At 66.1% G+C, this 21,812-nt stretch carries 24 protein-coding genes and 1 pseudogene; 10 read left to right on the forward strand and 15 right to left on the reverse strand.

What is annotated here, in order from left to right; all coding sequences use genetic code 11:
• Nucleotides 1–25: 25 nt before the first annotated feature.
• Nucleotides 26–544 (reverse strand): DUF3237 domain-containing protein, encoded by a 519-nt coding sequence (locus ACWPMZ_RS08855; RefSeq protein WP_455703642.1) that lies wholly within the window; start codon nucleotides 542–544, stop codon nucleotides 26–28.
• Between the two features lie 196 nt (nucleotides 545–740).
• On the opposite strand from ACWPMZ_RS08855, the gene rpsF reads away from it, so the two are divergent.
• The 5 genes from rpsF to ACWPMZ_RS08880 all read left to right on the forward strand — a co-directional run bounded on the left by rpsF (nucleotide 741) and on the right by ACWPMZ_RS08880 (nucleotide 3,957).
• The gene (gene rpsF / locus ACWPMZ_RS08860; RefSeq protein WP_455703643.1) at nucleotides 741–1,103 is read left to right on the forward strand and encodes a 30S ribosomal protein S6; all 363 of its coding nucleotides are present in this window, start codon (nucleotides 741–743) and stop codon (nucleotides 1,101–1,103) included.
• Nucleotides 1,103–1,327 carry a 30S ribosomal protein S18 gene (gene rpsR / locus ACWPMZ_RS08865; protein WP_455703644.1) on the forward strand — a complete coding sequence of 75 codons (225 nt, stop codon included), beginning with the start codon at nucleotides 1,103–1,105 and terminating at the stop codon, nucleotides 1,325–1,327. The genes rpsF and rpsR overlap by 1 nt, the downstream gene beginning before the upstream one ends.
• Nucleotides 1,328–1,340: 13 nt before the next feature.
• Nucleotides 1,341–1,955 (forward strand): 50S ribosomal protein L9, encoded by a 615-nt coding sequence (gene rplI, locus ACWPMZ_RS08870; protein WP_455703645.1) that lies wholly within the window; start codon nucleotides 1,341–1,343, stop codon nucleotides 1,953–1,955.
• Between the two features lie 98 nt (nucleotides 1,956–2,053).
• A complete protein-coding gene (locus ACWPMZ_RS08875) occupies nucleotides 2,054–3,490 on the forward strand; it encodes an AMP nucleosidase (RefSeq protein WP_455703646.1) in 1,437 nt (478 codons plus the stop codon).
• Between the two features lie 62 nt (nucleotides 3,491–3,552).
• Nucleotides 3,553–3,957, forward strand: a complete 405-nt coding sequence (locus ACWPMZ_RS08880; protein WP_455703647.1) for a PilZ domain-containing protein — start codon at nucleotides 3,553–3,555, stop codon at nucleotides 3,955–3,957.
• A 21-nt stretch (nucleotides 3,958–3,978) separates the two neighbouring features.
• Here the strand turns inward: ACWPMZ_RS08880 and ACWPMZ_RS08885 are convergent, their stop codons facing one another.
• The 3 genes from ACWPMZ_RS08885 to ACWPMZ_RS08895 all read right to left on the reverse strand — a co-directional run bounded on the left by ACWPMZ_RS08885 (nucleotide 3,979) and on the right by ACWPMZ_RS08895 (nucleotide 7,108).
• Complete coding sequence (locus ACWPMZ_RS08885) at nucleotides 3,979–5,844, reverse strand: M2 family metallopeptidase (RefSeq protein WP_455703648.1); 1,866 nt, start codon at nucleotides 5,842–5,844, stop codon at nucleotides 3,979–3,981.
• 65 nt (nucleotides 5,845–5,909) lie between these two features.
• On the reverse strand, nucleotides 5,910–6,665 hold the full coding sequence (locus ACWPMZ_RS08890) for an alpha/beta fold hydrolase (protein WP_455703649.1): 756 nt from the start codon (nucleotides 6,663–6,665) through the stop codon (nucleotides 5,910–5,912).
• The gene (locus ACWPMZ_RS08895) at nucleotides 6,662–7,108 is read right to left on the reverse strand and encodes a GFA family protein (RefSeq protein WP_455703650.1); all 447 of its coding nucleotides are present in this window, start codon (nucleotides 7,106–7,108) and stop codon (nucleotides 6,662–6,664) included. The genes ACWPMZ_RS08890 and ACWPMZ_RS08895 overlap by 4 nt, the downstream gene beginning before the upstream one ends.
• Before the next feature lie 107 nt (nucleotides 7,109–7,215).
• Between ACWPMZ_RS08895 and ACWPMZ_RS08900 the strand changes: the two genes are divergently transcribed.
• Complete coding sequence (locus ACWPMZ_RS08900; protein WP_455703651.1) at nucleotides 7,216–8,274, forward strand: HlyD family secretion protein; 1,059 nt, start codon at nucleotides 7,216–7,218, stop codon at nucleotides 8,272–8,274.
• A 2-nt stretch (nucleotides 8,275–8,276) separates the two neighbouring features.
• On the forward strand, nucleotides 8,277–9,836 hold the full coding sequence (locus ACWPMZ_RS08905) for a DHA2 family efflux MFS transporter permease subunit (protein ID WP_455703652.1): 1,560 nt from the start codon (nucleotides 8,277–8,279) through the stop codon (nucleotides 9,834–9,836).
• A 12-nt stretch (nucleotides 9,837–9,848) separates the two neighbouring features.
• Here the strand turns inward: ACWPMZ_RS08905 and ACWPMZ_RS08910 are convergent, their stop codons facing one another.
• From ACWPMZ_RS08910 to ACWPMZ_RS08935, 6 genes are all read right to left on the reverse strand, one after another.
• Nucleotides 9,849–10,451, reverse strand: coding sequence for a hypothetical protein (locus ACWPMZ_RS08910; RefSeq protein WP_455703653.1), 603 nt, complete (start codon nucleotides 10,449–10,451; stop codon nucleotides 9,849–9,851).
• Entirely contained in the window at nucleotides 10,451–11,476 is a 1,026-nt protein-coding gene (locus ACWPMZ_RS08915; protein WP_455703654.1) for an aspartate-semialdehyde dehydrogenase, read from the reverse strand. The genes ACWPMZ_RS08910 and ACWPMZ_RS08915 overlap by 1 nt, the downstream gene beginning before the upstream one ends.
• A gap of 114 nt (nucleotides 11,477–11,590) precedes the next feature.
• A complete protein-coding gene (locus ACWPMZ_RS08920) occupies nucleotides 11,591–13,807 on the reverse strand; it encodes a DPP IV N-terminal domain-containing protein (protein ID WP_455703655.1) in 2,217 nt (738 codons plus the stop codon).
• 115 nt (nucleotides 13,808–13,922) lie between these two features.
• Nucleotides 13,923–14,291 carry a 50S ribosomal protein L19 gene (rplS, locus tag ACWPMZ_RS08925; protein ID WP_455703656.1) on the reverse strand — a complete coding sequence of 123 codons (369 nt, stop codon included), beginning with the start codon at nucleotides 14,289–14,291 and terminating at the stop codon, nucleotides 13,923–13,925.
• Entirely contained in the window at nucleotides 14,288–15,025 is a 738-nt protein-coding gene (gene trmD / locus ACWPMZ_RS08930) for a tRNA (guanosine(37)-N1)-methyltransferase TrmD (protein WP_455703657.1), read from the reverse strand. Before trmD ends, rplS begins: the two co-directional genes overlap by 4 nt.
• On the reverse strand, nucleotides 15,022–15,939 hold the full coding sequence (locus ACWPMZ_RS08935) for a LysR substrate-binding domain-containing protein (protein ID WP_455703658.1): 918 nt from the start codon (nucleotides 15,937–15,939) through the stop codon (nucleotides 15,022–15,024). The genes trmD and ACWPMZ_RS08935 overlap by 4 nt, the downstream gene beginning before the upstream one ends.
• Nucleotides 15,940–16,041: 102 nt before the next feature.
• Between ACWPMZ_RS08935 and ACWPMZ_RS08940 the strand changes: the two genes are divergently transcribed.
• From ACWPMZ_RS08940 to ACWPMZ_RS08950, 3 genes are all read left to right on the forward strand, one after another.
• Nucleotides 16,042–16,344, forward strand: a complete 303-nt coding sequence (locus tag ACWPMZ_RS08940) for a hypothetical protein (protein WP_455703659.1) — start codon at nucleotides 16,042–16,044, stop codon at nucleotides 16,342–16,344.
• 90 nt (nucleotides 16,345–16,434) lie between these two features.
• Nucleotides 16,435–17,367, forward strand: coding sequence for an NAD(P)/FAD-dependent oxidoreductase (locus ACWPMZ_RS08945; protein WP_455703660.1), 933 nt, complete (start codon nucleotides 16,435–16,437; stop codon nucleotides 17,365–17,367).
• Nucleotides 17,364–18,239: an oxidoreductase gene (locus tag ACWPMZ_RS08950; RefSeq protein WP_455703661.1), complete on the forward strand. Its 876-nt coding sequence runs from the start codon at nucleotides 17,364–17,366 to the stop codon at nucleotides 18,237–18,239. Before ACWPMZ_RS08945 ends, ACWPMZ_RS08950 begins: the two co-directional genes overlap by 4 nt.
• On the opposite strand, the gene ACWPMZ_RS08955 is transcribed toward ACWPMZ_RS08950, so the two are convergent.
• The 5 genes and pseudogenes from ACWPMZ_RS08955 to ffh form a co-directional block, all read right to left on the reverse strand.
• Nucleotides 18,236–18,730 carry an SRPBCC family protein gene (locus ACWPMZ_RS08955; RefSeq protein WP_455703662.1) on the reverse strand — a complete coding sequence of 165 codons (495 nt, stop codon included), beginning with the start codon at nucleotides 18,728–18,730 and terminating at the stop codon, nucleotides 18,236–18,238. The genes ACWPMZ_RS08950 and ACWPMZ_RS08955 overlap by 4 nt on opposite strands.
• Nucleotides 18,727–19,053: an ArsR/SmtB family transcription factor gene (locus tag ACWPMZ_RS08960; RefSeq protein ID WP_455703663.1), complete on the reverse strand. Its 327-nt coding sequence runs from the start codon at nucleotides 19,051–19,053 to the stop codon at nucleotides 18,727–18,729. Before ACWPMZ_RS08960 ends, ACWPMZ_RS08955 begins: the two co-directional genes overlap by 4 nt.
• A 26-nt stretch (nucleotides 19,054–19,079) precedes the next feature.
• The gene (rimM, locus tag ACWPMZ_RS08965; RefSeq protein WP_455703664.1) at nucleotides 19,080–19,592 is read right to left on the reverse strand and encodes a ribosome maturation factor RimM; all 513 of its coding nucleotides are present in this window, start codon (nucleotides 19,590–19,592) and stop codon (nucleotides 19,080–19,082) included.
• Between the two features lie 164 nt (nucleotides 19,593–19,756).
• Nucleotides 19,757–20,239: pseudogene (gene rpsP / locus ACWPMZ_RS08970) on the reverse strand (30S ribosomal protein S16); the annotation flags it as partial.
• 34 nt (nucleotides 20,240–20,273) lie between these two features.
• A complete protein-coding gene (ffh, locus tag ACWPMZ_RS08975) occupies nucleotides 20,274–21,716 on the reverse strand; it encodes a signal recognition particle protein (protein WP_455703665.1) in 1,443 nt (480 codons plus the stop codon).
• Nucleotides 21,717–21,812: the final 96 nt, after the last annotated feature.

Consider the following 21,812-nt stretch of genomic DNA (forward strand, 5'->3'; position numbering starts at 1 on the left):
TCGGGTCAGGGCCGCTCGCGGCCGGTCAGTTGGACTTGTATATGGTTATCACGACCGCTGGTTCCTTCACGGTCGGATCGAACCCCAAGGTGCCGATGTAGGCGCCCTTGTTGAGCCAATCGTATTTGCCGAGCGGAGCCTCGAACACCGGGCTCGTACGGATCGGGGCTACCGGCTGGCCGTCGACAGGTCGGCAAAGCGCACCCGAATTGACCACGTTGATGATCACTCCGTCATCGGTCTTGATGAAATAGTCCGCCACGATCTGCGAGCAGCCGTCGGGCGTGTCGAGTTGCCAGTCCCAGCCCATCGGCAGGATTTCGCCCTTCATCCTGGGCCCTTCGAACGTCCCGCCGATGATTGGGATGAAGCGGCGCTTGCCGCGCTGGGTCTGCCCCACCTCGACTGCCGGGCTGAGCTTGACCACCGAGCGATAGAGCAGTTCCAGGCCCGGGGCCGGCGGGGCGGGCGGCGCCGGTTGCTCTTGCGCGGCACCCGGCGCGGCCAGCAGAACGGCACTTGCCAATACGAACCAGCCTCGCATCGAATCCCCCCCTCGGAACGGCGCGATGCTGCTGCGCCGGCCGGCCCGCGTCAATGCCGCCTCTTGCCTTGCATTGAGGGCGAAAACCTGTATGTGCGCCGCTTCCCATCCGACTGGACGGGATGAAGAAAGCCGGAGGGGCCCCGCGATCCGCGCGGACAAGCCAGCGATCGGCATCATGTGAAAGGAACGAGGGATGGCTCTGTACGAGCACGTCTTTCTCGCCCGCCAGGATCTGAGCCAGGCTCAGGTCGACGCATTGGCGGCGAGCGCTACCGAAATCGTCGAAGGTATGAAGGGCAAGGTCACCAAGACGGAGACCTGGGGCCTGAAGAACCTCGCCTACAAGATCGACCGTAACCGCAAGGCTCACTTCGTGATGCTCAACATCGAGGGTCCCGGCGATATCGTCGCCGAGCTCGAGCGGCAGAACCGGATCAACGAAGACGTGATCCGTTGGATCACGATCGCCGTCGAAGAGCACGAGACCGGCCCGTCGGTCATGATGCGCAAGAACGAGCGCGACAAGCGTCGCCGTTCGGAGCGGGGAGAAGACTGATGGCCCGTGCATTTTTCCGCCGCCGCAAGTCCTGCCCGTTTTCGGCCAAGGACGCTCCGCAGATCGACTACAAGGACGTGCGCCTGCTGCAGGGCTTCATGTCCGAGCGTGGCAAGATCGTGCCCAGCCGCATCACCGCCGTTTCCGCCAAGAAGCAGCGTGAACTGGCCAAGGCGATCAAGCGCGCCCGCCACCTGGGCCTGCTGCCCTACATCGTGAAGTAAGGGAGGAACGGTCATGAATATCATTCTTCTCGAACGCATCGAGAACCTCGGCACGATCGGCGACGTCGTGTCGGTCAAGGACGGCTACGCCCGCAATTACCTGCTCCCGCAGAAGAAGGCGCTGCGCGCCAACGATGCGAACAAGCAGGTGTTCGAAGCGAACCGCGAACGCCTCGAAAACGAGAACGCCGAACGCCGCTCCGACGCCGAAAAGGCCGGCGAGAAGGTCGAAGGGGCCGAGGTCGTGCTGATCCGCGCTTCGTCGAACTCGGGCCAGCTCTACGGTTCGGTCAACGTGCGCGACATCGCCCTTGCCCTCGCCGAGCAGGGTTATGACGTGGACAAGCGCCAGGTCATCATGGGCAGCCCGATCAAGGCGATCGGCATGCACGACGTCACCGTTCAGCTTCACCCCGAAGTGCGCGTCACGGTGAAGGCCAATGTCGCCCGTTCGGACGACGAAGCCGAACTGCAACGCCAGGGTGTCGACGTCATGGCCCAGGCCTTCGAGGATGAGCACGGCGGCGACGCCGGTGGCTTCACCGAAGAGGTGGACCGGACGCTCGAGCCCGGCGAAATTCCCGCCGACATGCTCGAGAAGCCGGCCGGCGACGAAGCCGAAGCCTGATCTCTCGAAATCGAACGACACGAAAGGGCGTCTTCCGCATGGAAGGCGCCCTTTTCGTTTGCCTTTGAATTGACCATTTGATGGCGCTATCGGCTCTCATGGATTCCAAGACCGTCATCGCCGAACTTTCGGCCATCTACGACGCCGCGATCGAGCGTCTGCGCAGCGACATTGCCGCGTACGTCACCGAAGGGACCCAGCCCCCGCCCGAACGGCGATCCGACGGTTCCTATTGCTATCCCGAGGTGCGCGTCCGCTATTTCGGCGGAACGCCGGCGAACGACCGAACGCGCGCATTCGGCAGGCTGCACGAAGCAGGCACCTATTCCACCACGGTCACTCGCCCCGAACACTTCGAAGGCTACCTGACCGAGCAGCTCGACCTGCTCCTCGAAGATTTCGATATCGAGATCGAAACCGGCCGATCGCAGCAGGAAATACCCTTTCCCTATGTCCTCGATGGACAAGCCGGGGCCGCCATGGCCGGTGTCAGCCCCACCGATCTGGCGCGCTTCTTCCCCACTACCGAGCTTGCCCTGATCGGTGACGAACTGGCGGATTCCATCCTCGAGCAGGATCCCGGCGCTCCGCTCCCGCTCAGCCTGTTCGACGGCCTGCGAACCGATTTCAGCCTTGCGCGCCTGGCGCATTACACCGGGACGGCGCCGCGCGATTTCCAGCGCTTCGTGCTGCTGACCAATTATCACCGCTACATCGACGAGTTCGTCGACTGGGCCGGGGAGCAGATCGGCCAGGGGGTCTACACGTCGCTGACCGGGGCCGGCGGACTGGCGCTAACGAAGAAGACCAAGAACGCCCACGCCCAGCTCAACGAAACGACGTGGCGCAGGCACCAGATGCCCGCCTATCATCTCAAGTCCGAAAACGGCCTGGGGATCACCCTGGTCAACATCGGCGTAGGTCCCTCCAACGCCAAGACGATTACGGACCACCTGGCGGTCTTGCGCCCGGAGGCGTGGCTGATGATCGGGCATTGCGGCGGATTGCGCCCGAGCCAGAAGATCGGCGATTTCGTGCTGGCGCACGCCTATTTACGTGACGACCATGTCCTAGACGACGTGCTGCCGCCGGAAATCCCGATCCCGGCAATCGCTGAAGTACAGCAGGCGCTCTACGGGGCGGCCGAGGAAGTCAGCGGCGCGCAAGGTGCCGACCTCAAGCAGCGCATGCGCACCGGCACCGTGGTGACGACCGACGATCGCAACTGGGAACTGCGCTATACCCTCACCGCCCGGCGCCTCAGTCAGAGCCGCGCGGTGGGCATCGAGATGGAAAGCGCCACGGTCGCCGCGCAAGGGTATCGCTTCAGGGTTCCGTACGGAACCTTGCTGTGCGTATCAGACAAGCCGCTGCACGGCGAAATCAAGCTGCCCGGCCAGGCCAACACCTTCTACGAACAGGCGATCGCTGCCCATCTGATGATGGGTATCCGCGCCTGCGAGCGGCTGCGCGCAGAAGGGCCTCGGCTGCACAGCCGCAAGCTGCGCGCCTTCAACGAGCCGCCGTTTCGCTGAACGCACAGGGAAAACGAACAGCGTTTACCCGAAACTAACCTGACCTGGGGGAAGCTGCGCGCATGGTCATGCGGTCGCTTCCCCTTCCGAACCCGATGGAAAGGCGCACGGCGGAGCGCCGGGAGGTTTCCTGCCCGGCCGCGCTCTGCACGCCCTACGCCCGCCTGCCGGGCGAACTGTCGGACATTTCCACCGGGGGTGCCTGCTTCCGGACACCCGATTCGCCCCGCCCCGGAACGATGGCCATGCTCGACTGGGACGGCCGCGAATTCATGTGCCGCGTCGTCTGGTCGAAGAAGGACATGTGCGGCCTCTCGTTCGACAAGCCGCTGCCGCCCGAACTGGTCGGCGAAACGGTCGAAACGTGGAAACCGGCCGAACCTGCCGCGGCCATGGGCAACATTCAGATGGGCGCGCGCCGCAACCGGTTCCGTCTGGCCACGACGGACGAACCCGACGCGACCTGACGGTCCCGGCCTTCCCGCAGCTTACCAGCCCTGCGGCTTGCCCTTGTTCTGCTCGTCGAGCCACGCCTTCAACGGGGCGAAGTACTCCGCCATCGCCTTGCCGCTCATTTCGCGGCTGCCGGTGAACGCCTCCAGCGCGTCGGGCCAGGGCTTGCTGGCGCCCATCGCGAGCATCTTGTTGAGATTTTCGCCGACCTGCTTGTTGCCGTAGAAGCTGCAGCGGTGCAGCGGCCCGGTCCACCCGGCCTGGTCGCACGCTGCCTTGTAGAACTGGAACTGCAGCAACCGGGCAAGGAAGTAGCGCGTGTACGGGGTGTTGCCCGGCACGTGATACTTTGCCCCGGCGTCGAACCCGTCGACGGGGCGCTCCACCGGGGGCGTGATCCCCTGGTAATCGAGCCGCATCTTGTTCCACGCGGTGTTGTAGTCGGCCGGCGCGATCGTGCCGTCGAAGATGCCCCAGCGATAGCGATCGACCAGCAGCCCGAACGGGAGGAACGCCACCTTGTCCATCGCCTGGCGCAGCAGCAGCCCGATGTCCTTGTCCGGCCCGGGGACCTTGCTGCGATCGAGCAGCCCGATCTGGACGAGGTATTCGGGCGTGATGGAGAGCGCGACAGCATCCCCGATGGCCTCGTGGAAGCCATCGTTGGCACCGTCGAGGTGCAGGTAGTCCTGCTTGTTGTAGGCGCGCTGGTAGTAGTTGTGGCCAAGCTCGTGGTGGATGGTCACGAAATCGGTCGTGTTCTTCTTAATGCACATCTTGATGCGCAGGTCGTCGACATTGTCGAGGTTCCACGCACTCGCGTGGCAGGTCACTTCGCGATCGCGCGGCTTGAGGAACATCGAGCGGGTCCAGAACGTCTCGGGCAGGGGTTCGAAGCCGAGCGAGGAAAAGAAGCCCTCGCCGGTCTTCACCATGTCCATTTCGTCCTTGCCCTTCTCGGCAAGCAGGTCGGTAATCTCGTAACCGATGTCGCCCGATCCCGGCGGGGCGACCAGCGGATAGATCGGGCCCCATTCCTGCGCCCACATGTTGCCCAGCAGGTCCGCGCGGATAGGGCCGGTCTTGGGCTGCACGGCATCGCCGTACTTCTCGTTGAGCTTCCAACGCACATAGGTGTGCAGGCTCTGGTAGAGCGGCTTCACGTCCTGCCACATCTTCTCGGTCAGGGCGGCGAACTCGGCCGGCGGCATGTCGTAATTGGCGCGCCACATGTCGCCCACGTCGGCAAACCCGAGCTCCTTGGCGCCGGCGTTGCCGAGGTCGACCATGCGAACGTAGTCCGCCTTCGACGGAGCGCCGACATTGTCGTGCCAGCTGGTCCACATCTCGGCGAATTCGGCCGGGGTGTGGTCGAGGTTGCCCATCTGCTCTTCGATATCGACCCCGGCGATCGGCTTGCCGTTCAACGTCCCCTGGCCCTTGCCGTAGTCGGAGCTGAGCTTGGTGGTGATCTGGCTGAGCTCGTCAGCGGCGCCGGGCCGGGTCGAGGCAGGCATCACGATCCGGCTGCGCAGTGTGTCGAGCTTGCGCTTCACTTCGGGATCGAGCCCGGGCACCGCGGCATACTTCGCCGCGTCGATGGCGTAGCGCACGCTCATTTCGGTGTCGCGCGCACTGTAGGTCGCGGCGAGCGCATCGCTGGTATCGTTGATGTACGTCGCGTTGAGCCAGGACACGCGCGCGTTTTCGATGCCGAAGTCGAAAAGTTCCTTTTCCGCCGCAGCGACGAAGTCAGCCGCGCCCTGCGGGGTGAGTGGAAACGCCGGAGCCTCGGCGGCGGCTGCGACCGGAGTGCTCACGGGGGCCGTCGCCGGTGCGGTGGCACAGGCGGACAGCGAGATGGCCAGCGCCAGCGGCGCGACGGAAGCCTTGAACGTCATGGGGTGCGAACCTCGAAGCGATTTGGTTTCTGTTGGAACCGCATTGCACGGGGCTGCGCGGTTGATCAAGCCGTTAGGAAGCGCACGATCTCGGTGGAAAGTTCCGGCTGCGTGACCGAACTCATGTGCGTGCCGGGAATTTCGACGAAATGCCCGTCGGGAAGCGCCTGCGCCAGGGCCATGGGGGAGCCGTTGTCGCGGTCCTGCGCGCCGCACACGACCAGCGTCGGCATCGTCACCGCCTGAAGATCGGCCTCGGCATTTCCCGCGACCGACTGGAGCAACAGGCGCGAGGCGACCAGGTCCACCTTCTGCGTCTTCATGAAAGCCACCGCGAAGAACGCCGGGTCGCCGCGCTTCACCTGCTCGTACCTGTCGATGGCGTCGATGAAGAAGCCGGCGCGCCGCTCGAACCCGGCCAGGCCCTCCATGCCCATGCCGGCGATGACCAGGCGCCGCGGAGCGATCCCCTCGACCACGCAGCCTACCGCCGTGCGCGCGCCCAGCGAGAAGCCAGCGAGGTCGAAATCGCGCAGTCCCAGATGCGCCACCAGTGCCTCGACATCGCGCAGCAGGACGTCGGGCGGATAGGCGCCGGGATCGTGCGGCCTGCCGCTGTGCCCGTGCGCCCGCAGGTCCGGCATCAGCACCTCGAAACCGGCCTCCGCTAGCCGGGCGGCGTGTCCGAACTTGATCCAGTTCGTTTCGGCGTCGGAAAACAGGCCGTGGAGCAGAACGACCGGCCGCCCTTTCCCAATCCGATGCAGCGCCAGCTCCGTGCCCCCGAAGCCGGCGAACGTTTCGACCTTCGGTGACGTCACTCCGGCACCTCGAGGCCCGCGGCCTGCCAGCGGGTGACGACGCTGTCGGTCTGGTCGCTGCGCTGGCGCGGGAGGTCGCGGGTGTCGAGCCAGACTTCGTGCAGGCTTTCCGCGCCGGCGTGGGCCGTCGGCACGAAGTCGGACGGATCGTCGAAGCTGCCCACCGTGAGGTCGAACCCCTTGCCGTCGTTGAACGTGAAGCCGAGCGGCGTTCCGCAGGTGCTGCAGAAAGGGCGCCTGGCGATCGGCGAACTGGCGTACCAGTCGGGCTCGCTCTGCCAGCTCACATGCTCGTTGGGCACGTTTACGAAGGCGGCGGCGAAGCCTCCGGTCGCCTTCTGGCACATGCGGCAATGGCACAGGTACGCGTCGGTCGGATCGACGTTGGCCGAATATCGCACGCGGCCGCACTGGCAGCCGCCATCCTTGAGGCTACGTTCCATGCCGCCAGTCATCGCGCCGATGGGTGCCGAAAACAAGGTTCGCAACGCATTGTTATTGGCGGCAAGGTATCTTATTTGCCGGCGCAGAGCGTTGCATTTGGAAACCGATGGCCGAAGCCGATCCCCAACTTGACACCCTCGGGACGACCGAAGAGCCGAAGAAACAGCGCCGGTTGGGGCGCGTGCTGGTCATGCTCTCGCTTCCCGTCGCGCTCCTGATCGGCGGGCTTCTCTACTGGCAGAGCCTCCAGGGCAAGGTCACCACCGACAATGCCTATGTCCAGCAGGACATGGTGGCCGTGAGCGCGGAAGTCGGCGGCAAGATCGTCGACGTCATGACCGGCGAGGACCGGAGCGTAAAGGCCGGCGATCTCCTGTTCCGGATCGATCCCGAGCCGTTCGAACTCCAGGTCGCCCAGGCCGACGCGGCGATCGCTACCGCGCAGGCCAACGTCACCGCGCTCGCCAATTCGGCCGATCTTTCGGGAGCGGACATTTCCGGCGCGCGCGAGGATATCGCCTTCGCCCAGTCGCGCTTCCGCCGGCAGCAGGAACTGATGGACCGGGGCTTCACCACCAAGGCAGACTACGACGCCGCGCGTCACGCGGTGGAACAGGCGCGCGAGGAACTGCGCCAGGCCGAGGCCAAGCAGACGGCGGCGCGCGCACGGTTGGCCGAAGGCGCCGCGGTCCCGGGCAAGAACCCGCAGATTGCCGCGGCCGAGGCGCAGCGCGCCAACGCCCAGCTCAGCCTGCGGCGGACCGAAGTGCGTGCCCCGGTCGGCGGTCGCGTAGCCCAGGCTGACCGCTTGCAGGTGGGCCAGCAGCTGCTGCCTAACCTCCCGGTCCTGACCATCGTCGCCGACGGCAGCACCTACATCGAGGCGAATTTCAAGGAAACCGACCTTGCCCAGATGGCCGTCGGCCAGCGTGCGGAGCTCAGTTTCGACGCCTATCCCGGCATGCGCATAAAGGGCCACGTCGAATCGATCGGGGCCGGCACGGGGTCGGAGTTCTCCGTCCTTCCGGCGCAGAACGCCACCGGAAACTGGGTGAAGGTCACCCAGCGCGTGCCGGTGCGCATTGCGCTGGACGAGAAAAGCGCCCGGCCCCTGCTGGCCGGTCTGTCCACCCACGTGACGGTGTTCACGAGCGAAGAGAGCTGACCGTGGCATCGGCCGCGCCTGCCCGCGGCGATCGCCGGGCGGCCGCCGTGCCGCTCGAGGACGTAGCCTCCCTGCCGGCGGAAAATCCGCGTCTCCTCATCGTGGGCGTGATGCTGGCGAGCCTGCTGCAGGTGCTCGACATCACGATTGCCAACGTGGCGATCCCGCACATGCAATCGGCCCTGGGCGCGACCGCCGACAGCGTTACCTGGGTGCTGACCAGCTACATCATCGCGACAGCCATCGCGATGCCGATTACCGGCTGGCTGGCCGACCGGTTCGGCGCGCGGCGGCTGTTCATCCTTTCGACCGCCGGCTTCATCGCCAGTTCGGTGCTGTGCGGCCTGGCGCAGAACCTGACGGAAATGGTCATGTTCCGCGCGCTGCAGGGCGTCACTGGCGCCTTCATCGGGCCGCTGAGCCAGAGCTTCATGCTGGATTCGGCCAAACCCAGCAAGCACCCGCAGATGATGGCGATCTGGGGCCTTGGGGTCATGATCGGCCCTATCGTCGGCCCGGTCCTGGGCGGATGGCTGACCGAGAACTGGAACTGGCGCTTCGTGTTCTTCGTCAACCTGCCGCTCGGCATCGTCGCTCTCGCATTGCTGATTACGACCCTGCCGCGCAGACCCACCCGGCGGCGGCGTTTCGACCTGGCAGGGTTCTTCTATCTCGCCCTGTCACTGTCGGCTCTGCAACTGATGCTCGACCGCGGACAGCACGTCGACTGGTTCGATTCCGTCGAAGTCTGGCTCTACGCTTTCCTTGCCGTCAGCGGCGTCTGGTTCGCCGTGGTCCATTTCTCCACGGCGAAGGATCCGCTGTTCGAACGCGAGCTGTTCGCGGACCGCAATTTCGTCGTCGCGGTGCTGTTCATGCTCGTCGTCGGGATCGTGATGTTCGCTGTCATGGCCCTGTTACCACCGATGATGCAGCGACTGCTCGGTTACGGCGTGATCGATACCGGCATGGCGCTGATGCCCCGGGGCGTCGGCGTGCTGATTTCGATGCAGCTCGCCGCGCTCGGCAGCAAGATGGGTATCGACCCCAGGGCGATGGTGGCCTCGGGGTTCGTCGTCGTGGGGCTATCGTTGTGGGAAATGGCGCACTGGTCGCTCGGGGTCGATTACGGCCATATCTGGTGGACCGGCGCCTTCCAGGGCCTGGGCATGGGTTTTATCTTCATTCCATTGCAGGCCGTCGCCTTCGCCACCCTGCCCCCGCGGTTCCGGACCGACGGATCGAGCCTGCTCAACCTCCTCCGCTCGCTGGGCTCGTCGGTCGGCATCTCGATCACTACGACGCTGCTGATCCGCTCGATGCAAGTCAGCCATGCCGATCTTGCGAGCGAGGTGACCGCTGCCAGCAGTTCGGTGTTCGACCTGTCCAAGATGGATCAATACCAGACCGTCGGCGAGGCGGGGCTGCAGTTGCTCGACCTGGAGATCAATCGCCAGGCGGCGATGATCGGCTATGCCAACGACTTCTGGTTCATGATGTGGATCTGCTTCCTGAGCGTGCCGCTCGTGATGTTCATGAACAAGCCGCCGCGCAGGCGCTGACGCAGCGGCCGCTCAGCGGAAGTTGCAGGCAATTCCCGCCCACAGGACCTGCACTTTCGCAGATTCCCTATCCCCGTCGAAAATTCCCGACAGATTGCTCTCGCCCGAACTCGGTGTGAGCGTGAATTCGGCGCCCAGCGTACTGCCCTCGACCATTGCGATCGTTCTGGCCGCTTCGACTTCGCGCCGGGTCGAGCCGATCCCGATCCCGTCCATCGTGGTCAGGCGCGGCAGACCCTCGTCGAGCGACCAGCCGACGAATTCGCCATCCATGAAATGAAGCTTCAGCGCGCCGAAGGCCGAAAAGTCCATCGGCCCGGCCGGGCATTCGCCCAGGTGCGAGAGCTCGGCTGTCTGCCCTGTCGCCTTCGCGACGATCGCGTCGACCGTGCTGCGCGGCATGCCGAACGACAGGGCAGTGGTCTTGCCGCTGCCGGGGTCTACCAGACGCAGCCCGCCGATATCGAGTGCCACCGCCGGTCCGGCAGGTGTTTCCGCCGCCGGCTCTGCAGCCGTCGCGGTAGGCGTGGTCGCGGGCTGCGCTTCCGGTTCCGCCTCGCCCGCGCCGCATGACGCCAGCAACAGGGCGAGCGCGAAGGCGGCGGCGCTCCGCATCAGCCCTTCTTTAGGTGGCGCCGGCCGAGCAGCTCGGCGATCTGCACCGCGTTCAGCGCGGCGCCCTTGCGCAGATTGTCGCTGACGCACCAGAGGTTGAGGCCATTGTCGACCGTCGGGTCCTCGCGCACGCGGCTGATGAAGGTCGCATTGTCGCCGACGCATTCGATCGGGGTGATGTATCCACCGTCCTCGCGCTTGTCGATCAGCATGATGCCGGGCGCCTCGCGCAGGATGTCCATTGCCGCCTCTGCGGATATATCGCGCTCGAACTCGATGTTGATCGCTTCCGAATGGCCGACGAAGACCGGCACGCGCACGCAGGTGGCGGTGACCTTGATCTTGGGGTCGAGGATCTTCTTGGTCTCGACGACCATCTTCCACTCTTCCTTGGTGGACCCGTCATCCATGAACACGTCGATGTGGGGGATCACGTTGAAGGCGATTTGCTTGGTGAACTTGCTCGCCGTTACGGCATCGCCGACGAAGATCGCGCGGCTCTGCTCGAACAGCTCGTCCATCCCGGCCTTTCCGGCGCCCGAGGTCGACTGATAGGTGCTGACCACCACGCGCTTGATGCCGAAGGCGTCGTGCAGCGGCTTGAGCGCCACGACCATCTGCGCGGTCGAGCAGTTGGGATTGGCGATGATGTTGCGCCGAACATAGCCGTCGATCGCGTCGGGGTTCACCTCGGGCACGATCAACGGAACGTCAGGATCCATGCGGTAGTACGAGCTGTTGTCGATCACCACGCAGCCCTGGCTCGCGGCCTTGGGTGCATACTCCTGCGCCGGACCCGACCCGGCCGAGAACAGCGCGATGTCGAAGCCGGTGAAGTCGAAGTGTTCGATGTTCTTGCACTTCAGCATCTTGCCGGTGTCGCCGAATTCGACCTCGGTGTTGGTCGAGCGCGAGCTGGCGACAGCGGCGATCTCGTCGATCGGGAACTCGCGCTCGGCCAGCGTGGCGAGCATTTCGCGCCCGACATTGCCCGTCGCTCCGACCACTGCCACCCGGTAACCCATCGCACACTCCATCGCTCGAAGAGCGGCGGCGATAGGCGCACCGGCGGATTAGTCAATCAAGCGGGTCTGGTTCCGGGCCAAGGTTCACTTGGCGGGGAACGGCGCAATGGGGAGTTACTCGGGCGGCGTTACCCCGTGCCGCTCGAGGAAGCGGAAGACCGTTTCGTACAGGTGCGGGCTGATCATGGGGCCGCCGATCGAATGGGTCTGCCCGGGGTAGAGCATCATTTCGAACGGCACGTTCTCCGCCTGCAGCTTGGCGACCAGTTCGGACGTGTTCTCGAAGATCACGTTGTCGTCGGCCATGCCGTGGATGACCAGCAGCGGGTCTGCGATCCTGCCCGAATCCGCCAGCGCGTTCGCCTTGCGATAGGCTTCCGCGTCGGCCACCGGATCGCCCATGTAGCGCTCGGTGTAGAACGTGTCGTAGAGCTCCCACCGCGTGACCAAAGCGACCGCGATGCCCGCCGCGTAGAGTCCGGGATCCGCCTCGAGCTGCTTGAGCGTCATGTATCCGCCGTACGACCAGCCGAACGTGGCGATCTTGGCCGGATCGACGAACGGTAGCGACTTGAGATAGGCGGCTCCTGCCTTCTGGTCCTCGACCTCGACCCCGCCCATTGCGCGGAATATCGCCTTCTCGAACTCCACGCCGCGGTTGTCCGATCCACGGTTGTCGATCTCGAACCAGATGTAGCCTCGATCGACGATCGCCTGCGCCAGCCCCCCGCCCCAATTGCGGTAGACGTCCTGGTGGTGCGGCCCGCCGTAGTGGGAGAAGAACACCGGGTAGCGCTTGCCCGGCTTGAGTTCGGGCGTGATCATCTCCCAGTGCATGGTCGTGCCGTCCGGACCGATCAGTTCGCCATACTGCGTCGGCCGATGGCCGGGAAGGAACGGTGCGTAGGGATGGCCGACATCCAGCGCGTTCTCTTCCAGCCATGCCAGCCGCTGTCCTTCACCATCGGCAAGATAGACCTGCGGAGGCTGGCTTGGGTTCGACCGGCTGACCAGCAAGGTCCGGCCCTTGCCATCCATTGTCGCCGAGTTGGTGAAGGCGGGGTCCGTCAGCCGGACAGGCTCCCCGCCGGTGCGCCAGTGGAGCGAATAGACCTGCGGCGCGGTGACGTGATCTTTCGTTCCGGTGAAAAAGAGCCGGCCGGCGGCCTCGTCCACGCCCACCAGCTTGCTCACGACCCATTCGCCGCGAGTCAATTGGGTCCAGGCGCCGTCCGCGAAACGGTAGAGATGCCCGAAGCCGTCGCGCTCCGAGCGCCAGATCAGGCTGCCGTCCTTCAGGAAGCGGTAGGCGTCGGACAGGTTGATCCAGTGCCCCTCGGCCGCCGTTTCGCTGAACAGCAGCCGCGTCGCCCCGGTCGCCGGATCGGCCGCCAGCATGTCGAGCCGGTCCTGCGCGCGGTTGATCCGCTGGACGTAGAGCGTGCGGGCGTCGGGCGACCAATCCACCCGGCCGAGATAGATGTCGCGTTCCGCCCCCAGGTCAACCTCGACCTTGTTCTTGCCGTCCGGGTCCATCACGAACAGCCGCACGTCGGCGTTGGGCGTCCCGGCAGCGGGGTAGCGCTGGTCGAAGGTGCGGGTTCCCGTCGCGCCGATCGACGCGCGGGTGACGACGCCGACGGGCGCCTCATCGAACCGCTCGACCGCGATGCGCGCTTCATCGGGTGACCACCAGTAACCGCGCTTGCGGTCCATTTCCTCCTGCGCGACGAACTCGGCCTCACCCCAATGGACCAGGTCGCCCTCTGCAGGCGTGATCGCGCCGACAGCGCCACCCAGCTTGCCGACGTGCAGGCCGTTGTCGCGCAGGTAGGACAGATAGGTGCCCTTGGGGCTGAGCTCGGGATCGAGCTGCCCCGCCCCGCCCTGCGTCAGGCGCTCGACTGTCCCGTCGAGCCGGGCAAGGAACAGGTCGCCGTCCAGCGGCACCAGCAGACTCTGCCCGTCCGCATTCCAGGAATAGGAGACGATGCCGGTGAGCGAACCGATGCGGCTGCGCTCGCGCTGCATCTTCTCGGCTTCCGACAATTCCGCGCCCGATCCGACCTTGGCCGAATCGACCAGCATCCGCCATTCACCGCTCGTGCGGTCATATCCCCACAGGTCGTAGCGCTGGCGATCGTCCTCGCGGTTGCGCAGCACGGCCAGCCAGCGTCCGTCCGGCGACAACTTGGCCAGGCGCGGCGCCGGGCCGTTGAGCGATGGGCTGGCAAAGACCCGCTCGAAGGTCAGTTTGGGCGCCTGCTCGGCAGTCATCTCGGTCCTCTCTTTGGCAAGGGCGGTAGCGGATTGGAAAGCGCCCGCAAGCATGACTGCTGCGGCTAGAAGGCCAAATTTCGACAACGTGGATGCGACTCCAAACGAGAAAGGGCGCCCCTCGCGGAGCGCCCCATCCCGTTACCCGTGAAACCGGATGCAGGAAAGCTCAGCCTTCCTTCTGCACCTCGCGACGCTCCGCGATGCGGGCGCGCTTGCCGGTCCGGCCGCGCAGATAATAGAGCTTCGCGCGGCGCACCACGCCCTTGCGGACGACGGTGATGCTCTCGACGTTCGGCGAATAGAGCGGGAAGACGCGCTCCACACCTTCGCCGAAGCTCATCTTGCGGACGGTGAAATTGCTGTTGATGCCGCGGTTGGAGCGGGCGATGCAGACGCCTTCGAAGTTCTGCACGCGGGTACGCTCACCTTCGACGACGCGCACGCCTACCTTGAGGGTGTCGCCGGCGCGGAATTCGGGAATGTCCTTCCCGAGGTTCTCGATGGCTTCCGCCTCGAGCTGCTGAATCAGGTTCACTTGCCCTGGTCCTTCTTCGTTCGCCGCGCGCTAGAGGCAGGCTGAACCCGAGCACCGACATGGCGCTCCCAAAGGTCCGGCCTGCGTAACCGTGTGTCGGATTCGCTCATGGCCTTGCGCCATGCGGCAATCCTCGCATGATCCCCCGATCGCAGCACTTCAGGGATCGTGCGCCCTTCCCATTCGACAGGTCGGGTATAGTGCGGATATTCGAGCAATCCCTCTTCGAAGGATTCCTCGGCCCCGCTGGAAGGCGCGCCCATTACTCCGGGCAGCAGCCGAATGCAAGCGTCGAGAAGCGCGATCGCCGCCGGCTCTCCGCCCGACAAGACGATGTCACCGAGCGAGATTTCCTCGACCCCCCGGCCCTCGAAGATGCGCTCGTCGAAACCCTCGAACCGGCCGCACAGTACGATGACCCCAGGTCCCGCGGCGAGTTCCCGCACCCGGGCCTGGGTCAGCGGCTTGCCGCGCGGGGTCATCGCCAGGACCGGCCGCCCGCGCTCGACGCTGTCGATCGCCGCCGCCAGCACGTCCACCTTGAGTACCATGCCCGCCCCGCCACCGGCCGGCGTGTCGTCCACCGTCCGGTGCCTGTCGGCCGCGAAGTCGCGGATTTGCACCGTGTCGAGGCTCCACGCCCCTTCTGCCAGCGCCCGCCCGGCGAGCGACACGCCGAGCGGCCCGGGGAACATCTCGGGATAGAGCGTCAGAACGGTTGCGGTGAAAGTCATTCGGGTCGGATCCAGATTTCTGGAGCGGTTCGCATGCGGTCTGCTGCCAGTTCGTCCTGCAGCCACTCGCGGAACCGCTCGATCTTGCGCACGCCGACCCGCCCTACCGGGTGAACCAGGAAGTGCGAACTGCGCGGCAGGTAGAGGGTTTCGAACGGCTGCACCAGACGCCCGCTGTCGAGATCCGCCTGCCAGTAGAACGGCGTCATGACGGCCACGCCGAAGCCGCCGAGAATGGCGCTCGCTTCCTGCATCTGGCTGTCCATCACCACGCCGAGGCGGCTCTGCGGGGGATCGGCGACGCCCGCCGCGGCGAACCAGCCGTTCCACAGGCCGTCGTTCGGTGTCAGCCGGTCGACCCGCAGCAGATCCTCGGGTGCGCGGATCGCGTTGCGCTCGACGAACTCGGGCGTGCAGATCGGCGCGAAATGCTGGCGGAACAGGAAATCGGCCCGGATGCCCGGCCATTCGCCGGAGCCCGAACGCAGCGCCACGTCGATCCTGCCGCCCGACAGGTCGACGATGTCGTTGGCCAGCGAGAGGCGCACCGCGATGTCGGGATGGCGCAACTGGAACCGGCCGATGCGAGAGGAAAGCCACGCGCCGCCGATCGACATTGCCGCGTTGACCGAAAGCACCTCGGTATCCTCGTCGCGCAGGGCGTCGAATGCCTCGGCCATGCCGGCAAAACCCTGCGTCAGGGCGGGCAGCAGGCGGCGCCCGCTGTCGGACAGCCGCACCCGGCCTTTCTCGCGCACGAACAGCGACTTGCCCAACCGGTCTTCCAGTTGCCGCACCTGATAGCTGACTGCGGCTTGGGTCATCCCCAACTCCTCCGCCGCGCGGCTGAAGTTCTCCAGCCGTCCCGCGGCTTCGAAGGCGCGGATGGCGGACAGCGGCGGCAGACGTGACATCCGCTCTCCATAAGGTCGACTTATGACCTCCGCCAAGCGTTTTGTTGGCGCGAAGGGTCGGCCGGGTACATTTGGGATTCACCAACAGGAAGGAAGCGAGAAATGCAGGACACCTTGATGATGCGGCACTGGGCCGCCCACCACGAAGAATTCAGCGCGGCGGTCACCGCGACCTTGGCCAAGGCGGCGGCGAAGTTCTGGCCGGCCCGGCCGATAGGTTCGGCTTATGGCCGGTGGAGCGCGGCGCGCGGCCCCGCGCTGCTCGCCGGCAGCATCGCCAGCGTTGCCACCACCGCGATGATCGCCGCGCTGCTCACGGTCGTCATGCCGCTGGGTGCCGCATCCCAGGGCGACTCCGCCATTGCCGTCGAGACGCCGCAGGCAGGGGCCCCCCGCCCCGCCTGAGGCGCCATCAGGGGCCGAAGCTTGCCCTGTCCGGTCTCCAGTCCCGGACCGGCGGGGAAAGTTTCGGCCCCGCCAGCGTTAGCGCTGGCAATGGACGACTGCATCATCATCGGGGCCGGCCCGGCGGGATTGACCGCCGCGATCTATCTGGCGCGCTATCACCTCTCGATCCGGCTGTTCGACAACGGCACCAGCCGCGCGGCCTGGATCCCCACCAGCCACAACCACGCCGGCTTTCCCGACGGGATCAACGGCAAGGAACTGCTGGGCCGAATGTACGCCCAGGCGCACAGGTACGGCGCGATTCGCGAGGAGAAAGAGGTCGCGCACCTCGCGCTGACCGGCGACCACTTCACCGTCGGCACCGACAGCGGGACCTACACCGCGCGCACCGTGCTGCTGGCGACCGGCGTGGTGAACCGGCGCCCGGCCAGCCTGCCCGACGACATTCACGACGCCGCGCTCGCTGCCGGAATGCTCCGCTACTGCCCGGTCTGCGATGGCTACGAGGTGACCGACAAGCGCGTGGCGGTCGTCGGCACGAGCGATCACGGCACGGCCGAGGCAATGTTCCTGCGCGGCTTCACCGCCGATCTCACGCTGATTTCTCCCGACGGAGAGCACGATCTCGACGAGACCTGCGCGGCCAAGCTGGCCGACGCGGGCATAGAAGTCGTCGCCGGCCCTTGTGGCGGCTGGAAGATCGAGGGGAGTCGCCTCACGCTCGATACTGCCGAGGGCCGAAAGGAATTCGACAGCGTCTATCCGGCGCTAGGCTCCCACGTCCGCTCCGAACTGGCCGAACTCGCCGGGGCGAAGCGCACCGACGAAGGTTGCGTCCTCGTCGACAGCCACATGGAGACGAGCGTGCCGGGCCTGTTCGCAGCGGGCGACGTGGTCATCGGGCTCGACCAGATCAGCCACGCCATGGGCCAGGCCGGGGTTGCGGCAACGACCATCCGCAATCATCTGGCGGAAGAACGGCCGCTGCTGCGCGGCGAACCGACGGGAGACGAGGCATGAGCGAGCCGACGGGGAACTTAGGCGGCACGTATCGGCTGGGCGACCGGACGGTTCACCGGATGGGCTACGGCGCGATGCAGCTTGCCGGCCCCGGCGTTTTCGGGCCGCCGCGCGACCGGGACCAGGCGCTGGCCGTGCTGCGCGAGGCCATAGCGCTGGGCATCGATCACATCGACACCAGCGACTACTACGGCCCGCATGTCGTCAATGACCTGATCCACGAAGCCCTGGCGCCCTACCCCGCCGACCTCGTCCTCGTCACCAAGCTGGGCGCGCGGCGCGACGAGAAGGGCGGCTGGCTGCAATGGAATGCGCCCGCCGAGCTCGAACGCGGCCTGCGCGACAATCTCGAGCGGCTCGGGATCGAGGCGATGGAGGTCGCGAACCTGCGGCTGATGTTCGGCCACGTCGGCCCGGCCGACGGCGATATCCGCCCGCTGGTCGAGGCGATGATCCGGCTGAAGGACATGGGCATCCTGCGCCACATCGGCATCAGCAACGCCACGCCCGCGCAGGTGCGCGAGGCGCGGTCCATGACCGAGATCGCCTGCGTCCAGAACGCCTACAACCTGGCCCACCGCGGCGACGACGCCCTGATCGACGAGCTGGCGGCCGACGGCATCCCCTACGTCCCGTTCTTCCCGCTCGGCGGCTTCAACCCGCTGCAATCGGAGACGTTGAACGCGGTCGCCGCGGAGCTTGGCGCCACGCCGATGCAAGTCGCGCTCGCCTGGCTGCTGCAGCGCTCGCCGAACATTCTGCTGATCCCGGGCACCTCGTCGCCCGATCACCTGCGCGAAAACGTTGCCGCGGCCGACCTGGAGCTGCCAGCCGGGGCGCTCGCCCGGCTGGACGGCATCGCGGCAGCCTAGCCGGCGAGGAACTCGTCCAGCTTGTCGAAGCTGCCGCCCCAGCCGCCCTTCATGCTGGCCATCTGCTGGGCAAACATTGCGAGCGACGCCTCGTCGTACTCGATCGGGGTCCAGTGCAGCGTGACCTCCGTCTGACCCCCGCGGTCGACCAGGTCGACCTCAGTCAGCAGGGTCTTGGGCCAGTTCTCGAAGAACGGCGGGGCGATCTTGTTGCCCTGTGCGTCGCAGATGCTTTGCTCCCACGCGACGCGCGTCGGCCGGGTGAATTCGCGCCACAGGCACAGTGCGTAAAGCTCGAAGTCGGCGCTCGCATTGCGCGCGATCGAAGTCTTGCCCTCGGCCACTTCGCCCTCGACGATCTCGTAGGTCGAGCCCTTGGGTCCCGACCATCGGATCATCTGCTCGGGATCGGCCCAGGCCTGGTAGACCCGCTCGATCGGCGCGTCGAACGTACGGGTGATGACGAACACGGGGACATCGCTGGTGGTCATGACTGATCCTTGGTCTGCTGGAGAAATTCGTCGAGCCGGTCGAAGCGGTCGGGCCAGTAGCTCGCCATCTCGCTCAGGAAGCGCTGCGCCTGTTCGATCCCTTCGGGCCGGAGGCGACGCGGGCGCGCCTTGCCCTCGCGGCCAGCCTCGATCAGGCCGGCCTCTTCCAGCAGCCTGAGATGGCGCGAAATGGCAGGTTGGCTGATGGGGAAGCCGGCGGCGATTTCCCCGACGCTGGCCTCGCCCGACGCCAATCGCAGCAGGATAGCGCGGCGGGTGGGATCCGAAAGGGCGGCGAACGCGAGGTCGAGCGGCTCTTGCATAACCGCTCGTTTATATAACAATCAGGCTATGTCAATCCCGCAGCGAAATCGGCGGCAATGACGACCCGCTCGTCGTTCCACGCAGGCACCGCGTCCGCGATCATCGGGATCATGAAACGCTTGCCCGGGCTACCGTCCACGGGCGGCCGTTCGATCTCGAGGATGTCACCCGCGCCGAAGTTCTCGATCGCCACGACGGTGCCCAGCGTCTCGCCGGCGTCGGACACAGCGGGCAGTCCGATCAGGTCGGCGTGGTAGTATTCGCCCTCTTCGAGCGGGGGGAGTTGGGCGCGCGGAACGGTCAGCAGCGTGCCGCGCAGCGCCTCGGCGGCGTTCCGGTCGGGCAGTTCGGCAAAGCGGGCGATCGCCCCGCCCTTGCCGTCGTCGCGCAGCTTTTTGAGCGTGAGCGCGCCCTCGTTGAAGCTCTTGTGCGGCTTCAGGCTCTCGAAGCCGTCACCGAACAGCTTCAGGCGGACTTCGCCCGTCACCCCGTGCGCGCCGGTGACGGCGGCCAGGGTAACGGGCTTGTCCTGTGCCAAGCGGCTCAGCCCTCGGCCTTGTCCTCGGAAGCATCCGCAGCGGGCGCTTCCTCGGCGGCGGCTTCCTCGACGACCGGGCCGCCCTCGGCGGTCTCTTCGGCCATCGCGGCGGCGTCGGCTTCGGTCGCGTCGGCCGGGGTTTCCTCGGCAACGGCGTCGGCCACGGCTTCGGCGGTGTCTTCCGACTTCACCGAACCGGTCGCGTCGTTCTCGGCTTCGGCCGGAGCAGCTTCCTCAGTCGCCTCTTCAGCCGGAGCGGCGGCGGCGGCCTTGGCCTCTTCCTCGGCCGCGGCGGCGGCTTCGGCGGCTTCGGCTTCCTTCTGAGCCCTCATCTCGAGGCGTTCCTTGGCGGCAGCACCGGGTTCACCCTTCTTGGGATTGTTGCGCGCGGGACGCTCCTGGATGCCGGCGACATCGAAGAAACGGGCAACGCGGTCGGTCGCCTGTGCGCCGACGCCGAGCCAGTAACGGGCGCGGTCCTCGTTCAGCACCACGCGCTTTTCGTCGTCCTTGGCGAGCAGCGGGTTGTAGGTGCCGATCTGCTCGAGATACTTGCCGTCGCGCGAGCTGCGCGCGTCGGCCACGACGATACGATAGTAGGGACGCTTCTTCGCACCACCGCGCGAGAGCCTGATCGAAACTGCCATTGTGTCTTACCTTTCGAATGTAATCGTTTGAAAATTATTTCTTCTTGAGAAGATTCATCATGTCCGGCGGCATTTGGCCGCCGCCCAGGCCGGGAAGTGCTGGCGGCGCGCCTGCGCCCCCGCCAATTCCGCCCATTCCGCCGCCCAGCATGGCGCCGAGGCCCTTGAGCCCGCCCATCTTGCGGATCTGCTTCATCGCGCGGCCCATCTCCATGTGCATCTTGAGCAGCTTGTTGATGTCCTGCACTTCGACGCCGGAACCGGCCGCCACGCGCTTCTTGCGCTTGGCGTTGAGCAGTTCGGGCCTGGCGCGTTCCTTGGGCGTCATCGATCCGATGATAGCGTCCATGTGGACCAGCACCTTGTGGTCCATGCCGCTGTTCGCCATCGCCGCCTTGGCCTTCTTCATGCCCGGCAGCATTCCGGCCAGCATCCCCAGACCGCCCATGTTCTGCATCTGGCGAAGCTGGGTGCGCAGGTCGTTCATGTCGAACTTGCCCGCCATCATCCGCTTGGCGAGTTCTTCGGCCTCTTCCTCCTTGATGTGGGCGGCCGCCTTCTCGACCAGGCTGACCACGTCGCCCATGCCCAGGATGCGGCCCGCCACACGATCGGGGCTGAAGGCCTCGATCGCGTCGAGCTTCTCGCCCGTGCCGGCGAACTTGATCGGCTTGCCGGTGACGGCCCGCATCGACAGCGCCGCGCCGCCGCGGGCATCGCCGTCCATCCGGGTCAGCACGACGCCGGTGAGCGGGACCTCGTCGGAGAAACTCTGCGCGACGTTGACCGCGTCCTGCCCGGTCAGGCTATCGACGACCAGCAGCACTTCGGTCGGCGTGGCGACCGCAGCCACGGCCTTCATCTCGGCCATCAGCGCTTCGTCGACGTGGAGCCGGCCTGCGGTGTCGAGCAGCAGCACGTCGACCGCCTGCAGCCTGGCCGATTCGAGCGCCCGGCGAGCGATGTCGACCGGCTGCTGGCCGGTCACGATCGGCAGCGTCGCAACCGAGACCTGCTCGCCCAGCACGGCCAGCTGTTCCTGCGCGGCCGGGCGGTTGACGTCGAGCGACGCCATCAGTGCCTTCTTGCCGTACTTTTCCTTGAGCAGCTTGCCCAGCTTGGCGGTCGTGGTCGTCTTGCCCGAGCCCTGCAGGCCGACCATCATGATCACGGCCGGCGGGCGGACGTCGAGCTCGAGCGGCGCGGTCCCGGCCCCGCCCAGCATTTCGACCAGTTCGTCGTTGACGATCTTGACGACCTGCTGGCCCGGCGTGACCGACTTCAGCACCTGCTGGCCGACGGCCTTTTCGGTGACGGCATCGATGAACTTGCGCGCCACCGGCAGGGCCACGTCGGCCTCCAGCAGCGCGACGCGCACCTCGCGCATCGCCTCGCGCACGTCGCCTTCGTTCAGCGCACCGCGCCCGCGCAGGCGGTCGAAGACCCCGGTCAGGCGATCGGACAGCGTATCGAACATCGGCTCAGCAGCACTCCAAAGCAAAAGACGCCGGCGGACGAAACCTCGTCAGCCAGCGGGAAACTCGGCAATCAAGCCATGCGATACGCATGGCGC

Source organism: Tsuneonella sp. HG222 (genome assembly GCF_053819185.1).

Coding starts and splice junctions, on each gene's coding strand:
- ACWPMZ_RS08855 (WP_455703642.1), bottom strand. CDS start 544: ATGCGAGGCTGGTTCGTATTGGCAAGTGCCGTTCTGCTGGCCGCGCCG.
- rpsF (WP_455703643.1), top strand. CDS start 741: ATGGCTCTGTACGAGCACGTCTTTCTCGCCCGCCAGGATCTGAGCCAG.
- rpsR (WP_455703644.1), top strand. CDS start 1,103: ATGGCCCGTGCATTTTTCCGCCGCCGCAAGTCCTGCCCGTTTTCGGCC.
- rplI (WP_455703645.1), top strand. CDS start 1,341: ATGAATATCATTCTTCTCGAACGCATCGAGAACCTCGGCACGATCGGC.
- ACWPMZ_RS08875 (WP_455703646.1), top strand. CDS start 2,054: ATGGATTCCAAGACCGTCATCGCCGAACTTTCGGCCATCTACGACGCC.
- ACWPMZ_RS08880 (WP_455703647.1), top strand. CDS start 3,553: ATGGTCATGCGGTCGCTTCCCCTTCCGAACCCGATGGAAAGGCGCACG.
- ACWPMZ_RS08885 (WP_455703648.1), bottom strand. CDS start 5,844: ATGACGTTCAAGGCTTCCGTCGCGCCGCTGGCGCTGGCCATCTCGCTG.
- ACWPMZ_RS08895 (WP_455703650.1), bottom strand. CDS start 7,108: ATGGAACGTAGCCTCAAGGATGGCGGCTGCCAGTGCGGCCGCGTGCGA.
- ACWPMZ_RS08900 (WP_455703651.1), top strand. CDS start 7,216: ATGGCCGAAGCCGATCCCCAACTTGACACCCTCGGGACGACCGAAGAG.
- ACWPMZ_RS08910 (WP_455703653.1), bottom strand. CDS start 10,451: ATGCGGAGCGCCGCCGCCTTCGCGCTCGCCCTGTTGCTGGCGTCATGC.
- ACWPMZ_RS08915 (WP_455703654.1), bottom strand. CDS start 11,476: ATGGGTTACCGGGTGGCAGTGGTCGGAGCGACGGGCAATGTCGGGCGC.
- ACWPMZ_RS08920 (WP_455703655.1), bottom strand. CDS start 13,807: ATGCTTGCGGGCGCTTTCCAATCCGCTACCGCCCTTGCCAAAGAGAGG.
- trmD (WP_455703657.1), bottom strand. CDS start 15,025: ATGACTTTCACCGCAACCGTTCTGACGCTCTATCCCGAGATGTTCCCC.
- ACWPMZ_RS08935 (WP_455703658.1), bottom strand. CDS start 15,939: ATGTCACGTCTGCCGCCGCTGTCCGCCATCCGCGCCTTCGAAGCCGCG.
- ACWPMZ_RS08940 (WP_455703659.1), top strand. CDS start 16,042: ATGCAGGACACCTTGATGATGCGGCACTGGGCCGCCCACCACGAAGAA.
- ACWPMZ_RS08945 (WP_455703660.1), top strand. CDS start 16,435: ATGGACGACTGCATCATCATCGGGGCCGGCCCGGCGGGATTGACCGCC.
- ACWPMZ_RS08950 (WP_455703661.1), top strand. CDS start 17,364: ATGAGCGAGCCGACGGGGAACTTAGGCGGCACGTATCGGCTGGGCGAC.
- ACWPMZ_RS08955 (WP_455703662.1), bottom strand. CDS start 18,730: ATGACCACCAGCGATGTCCCCGTGTTCGTCATCACCCGTACGTTCGAC.
- ACWPMZ_RS08960 (WP_455703663.1), bottom strand. CDS start 19,053: ATGCAAGAGCCGCTCGACCTCGCGTTCGCCGCCCTTTCGGATCCCACC.
- ffh (WP_455703665.1), bottom strand. CDS start 21,716: ATGTTCGATACGCTGTCCGATCGCCTGACCGGGGTCTTCGACCGCCTG.